The organism is Mesorhizobium sp. M2A.F.Ca.ET.037.01.1.1, assembly GCF_003998075.1.
GTDB lineage: Bacteria > Pseudomonadota > Alphaproteobacteria > Rhizobiales > Rhizobiaceae > Mesorhizobium.
This window is the reverse complement of the sequence record NZ_RZSA01000657.1, coordinates 1-3,900: the sequence shown is the minus strand read 5'-3', so window position 1 is coordinate 3,900 and position 3,900 is coordinate 1. Positions and strand designations below refer to the sequence as shown.

Here is a 3,900-nt window from a genome sequence, read left to right as displayed (position 1 = left end):
AGATAGGGCAGGATCTTTCCTTCCGCCATCAGCGGAATGACGTCGGCGACATGCGGGTAGGGGTACACATAATGCATGCGTATCCAGATGCCGAGCTTGCCGAGTTCCTCGGCAAGGTCGAGGAATTTCGCCCGCACCTCGCGGTCGCCGAACATCGATGTCTGGTACTTGATGTCGATGCCGTAGGCGCTGGTGTCCTGCGAGATTACGAGGATTTCCTTGACGCCGGCCTTGGCGAGTTTTTCGGCTTCGCGCAGTACGTCCGCCGCCGGCCGCGAGACCAGATCGCCGCGCAGCGCCGGGATGATGCAGAAGGTGCAGCGGTTGTTGCAGCCCTCGGAAATCTTCAGATAGGCGTAGTGGCGCGGGGTGAGCTTCACGCCCTGCGGCGGCAGCAGATCGACATAGGGATCGTGACTGGGCGGAGCCGCCTCGTGGACCGCCGCCATCACGCTCTCATAGGCCTGCGGGCCGGTGATCGCCAGCACATTGGGATGTTTTTCGCGGATGACGTCCGGCTCGGCGCCGAGGCAGCCGGTGACGATGACACGGCCATTTTCCGAAAGGGCGGAACCGATGGCGTTGAGCGACTCGTCGCGGGCGGAATCGAGGAAGCCGCAAGTGTTGACGACGACGAGGTCGGCGCCATCGTGCTTGCGCGCGATCTCATAACCTTCGGCGCGGAGCCGCGTGATGATGCGCTCGGAATCGACGAGCGCCTTCGGACATCCAAGACTGACGAAACTGACGCGTGGGGCGGACATAAATTTTGTTTTCCAAGAGGTGAAGGCGAGATCGAGGATTGAGCCTTTGGCTCTGAAGGTCGATCTACGGCGCGGCTTTGAGCCATTTCGCGCGGCGCAATAGCACGCTTCGGCACAGAAGCAAACCTGCCGCCGGCCAGGACAAGAGGCTTGCGCCAGGCATTCGCCCCTGAAGAGCGCTAGAGCGTTTCACCGTTTCACGGAAACGGCGAACCGCTCTATCCCTTTGTTTTGACGCAATTCCGGACGGAAAACCGCTCACACTTTTCCTGGAATTGCTCTAGCGTAGCGGAAAAGCGGCCCGAAAAAGGGCAAGGCGGCGCGCTGACCGCCGGGACAGCGAAAAAAGCCCCGCCGGTGGAGGCCGTCGGGGCTCTTTCGTACGGACCATGGAGGTGGGACCCCACGGTCGGGTCGATCCAGGGGGTGTTGGATCGGCCGCGACCCTAGCCGAGGAATGGGCCGCGCGGACAATCACGCCTGCGCACTACCAATCACGCCTGCGCGAGGCGGCGGTGATTGAAGGCCTAACCGCGCAGCAGCTTCGCCAGCCGCGGCACGCCTTCGTTCACCGCGCGGTCGTCGGCAAGGGTGAATGACATGCGCAGCGTGTTGCGGCCGGTGCCGTCGGCATAGAAGGCGTTGCCGGGCACGAAGGCGACGCGCGCCTCCTTGACCGAACGCGCCAGAAGCTCGGTGGCGTCGACGCCTTCCGGCAGGGTCAGCCAGACGAACATCCCGCCTTCCGGGCGGCTCCAGGAAATGCCGTCGGGCATGTTGGCCTGGAGCGCGCCGAGCAGCGCGTCGCGCCGCTTGCGGTAGGCGCCGATCAGCTTTTCCACCTGGGTGTCGAAGATGGTGTCGGCGACGCGGTGCATGACCATCTGGTTGATCGAGGGGCTGTGCAGGTCGGACGCCTGCTTCATCAGCACCAGCTTCTCCACGACATGGCGCGGCGCGCAGACCCAGCCGACGCGCATGCCGGGCGACAGGATCTTCGAGAAGGACCCGCAATAAAGCGTGCGGGCATGATCGATGCCGCCGGAGCGGGCGCAGTCGAGCGCCAGGATCGGCGGCACGCCCTCCCCGTCATAGCGCAGCGCGCGATAGGCGGCGTCCTCGATGACGGCGATGTCGAGCTCGCCCGCGAGGTCGAGCACCGCCTCGCGCTGCTTGACGTCCAGCGTGTTGCCGGTCGGGTTGGCGAAATCCGGTACCAGATAGGCGAACTTCACCTTACCGCCATTTGCCGCCGCGGCGGCCCGATAGGCCTCGGGCGTCATGTTGCCGCCGGCGGTGTTCAGCCGGTCATAGCGCGGCTCGTAGGCGTTGAAGGCCTGCAGCGCGCCGAGATAGGTCGGCCAGGTGACCAGGGCTGTGTCGCCCGGCGACAGGAACAGCTTGCCGAGATAGTCGAGCGCCTGCTGCGAGCCGGAGGTGATGAAGATGTTGCCCTCGTCGCATTGAACGCCGAGCTTGCCCATATAGGCGGCCAGCCATTTGCGCAGCGGCAGATAGCCCTCGCTGACCTGGTATTGCAGCGCGGTCCCCGCCTCCCTGCCGCCCAGCACCGCCTGATAGGCGTCGCCGATGGCCTGCGCGGGAAACAGCGACGGGTCCGGAATGCCGCCGGCGAAGGAGATTATGTCGGGCTGGTCGAGCAGCTTCAGCAGCTCGCGGATTTCCGAGGCTTTCATGCGCGACGAGCGCGAGGCCAGAAGGTTCATCAGGGTCAAGGCGCACCTCCCGAAGTGCTTCTATTTAGGTCAGCTTGGTTGACCTATTATCAGGCCATATCGCCCGCGTGAATACACAAAACGGTCATGGCGCATAGGCGAGGCGACATTTGGCCCACGGATTTCCGCAAATGCTAATGGAAAATTCGGTCATCGGCTCCCGGCAGATGGCGGATGGCAGATTGCCGTTATATTAGAAAAGGCGCATATTACTCCAAGCCGGAGCCTTGCTGCGGTTGAGCCGCCGTCGGCCGTGTTGCCCAGGCGGTCCACAGACCAGTCAAATGTAAGGAGAAACAGGCACGTCCGTGCTGCCCTCATCATTGGGTGGCCGAGGCAGTGATATTTGGAGGAGGATCCCATGAAGGTTACCATACTGGCGAGTTACGAACCCCATGCCGCCAAGGGGCTCATGCAAGGATCGAACCGGGAAGTTGCAATCGCGGCGCTGTTTGAAAGCGTGGGCGGGAAGATGAACAGCCTGATGTTCACGCGCGGCCTTTACGACGTCATCGTCAATGGCGAGGTGCCGGACCAGATTGCCGGGATGGGGATGACGCTTGCCGTGCGCGCGAGCGGCTCGGTGAGCGATCTCGTCGTTCTGGAAGAGCTCGACATGAAGGCGGTGATTGCGGCAGCCAACAAGGCCGCCGGCGCCTACAAGCCGGCGGGCTGATGTCGCATCGAAGGGAGGACGCCATGACCGCCTATAACGTAGTCCGTTTTCGCACCAAGCCGGGCAAGGAGAAGGCCTTCGTCGAAGCACACGAAAAGGTCTCGCTGAACGCCAAGGGCTTTCGCAAGGGCGCCCTGATCAAGACCGGCGAGCGCACCTTCTGCATGGTCGGCGAATGGAACGACATGGACAGCCTCGCCGCGGCGCGCCCGATGATGATCGGCATTCTCGACACGTTCCGCGATATGCTCGAAGACCTGGGCGGCGATCTCGGCGTGACGGATCCGGTGTCCGGCTCGGTCGTTGCGGAGATATAGGCTGAAGGCGCCCCCGTCTGGCGCCGGAGGGACCGCCTTGCGCGGCCAGCCGGCGCCGTCGACAACAAGCGCCGCAAGAAGCCGGCGCGCTGCGTGGCGCCTTGGCGCTCGTCTCAGAACGGCAACCGAATCTCGTCGTCCTGCGCGGCCTGCGGCCAGCCGATGTCCTTGCGGATCTCGGGCGGCAGCTCGTTCAGCTCGCGCGTCGTGCGGCGGCGCTTGCTGGCCTGCGCGAAGGCGGCGCGAATCCGGTTGAGACTTTTGAACATGGAAAGCTCCCATAAATAGGCGGCGCAAAACCGGCGCCTCCTCTTCACCCGGCGCCGCTTTTGCAATGCGTCTGTAACCGGTGGATTGCGCGCGAACGGTGAAATGCCTCACGAAGCCGGAGCAGCCTGAAACATATG

5 protein-coding genes are annotated in these 3,900 nt (G+C 63.6%); 2 read left to right on the top strand and 3 right to left on the bottom strand.

Annotation, left to right across the window (positions count from 1 at the left end):
- Together EOA27_RS26365 and EOA27_RS26360 are read right to left on the bottom strand one after the other, a co-directional pair.
- The coding region (locus tag EOA27_RS26365; protein WP_127257635.1) for a radical SAM protein at positions 1-764 on the bottom strand (764 nt) is incomplete at its 3' end.
- 527 nt (positions 765-1,291) lie between these two features.
- Entirely contained in the window at positions 1,292-2,491 is a 1,200-nt protein-coding gene (locus EOA27_RS26360; RefSeq protein ID WP_189343385.1) for a PLP-dependent aminotransferase family protein, read from the bottom strand.
- Between the two features lie 370 nt (positions 2,492-2,861).
- On the opposite strand from EOA27_RS26360, the gene EOA27_RS26355 reads away from it, so the two are divergent.
- Positions 2,862-3,176, top strand: coding sequence for a GYD domain-containing protein (locus tag EOA27_RS26355; RefSeq protein ID WP_126083289.1), 315 nt, complete (start codon positions 2,862-2,864; stop codon positions 3,174-3,176).
- Positions 3,177-3,199: 23 nt separating this feature from the next.
- Positions 3,200-3,493, top strand: coding sequence for an antibiotic biosynthesis monooxygenase (locus EOA27_RS26350; RefSeq protein WP_126083290.1), 294 nt, complete (start codon positions 3,200-3,202; stop codon positions 3,491-3,493).
- A 113-nt stretch (positions 3,494-3,606) separates the two neighbouring features.
- Here the strand turns inward: EOA27_RS26350 and EOA27_RS26345 are convergent, their stop codons facing one another.
- Positions 3,607-3,762, bottom strand: coding sequence for a DUF1127 domain-containing protein (locus EOA27_RS26345; protein WP_126083291.1), 156 nt, complete (start codon positions 3,760-3,762; stop codon positions 3,607-3,609).
- Positions 3,763-3,900 lie beyond the last annotated feature (138 nt).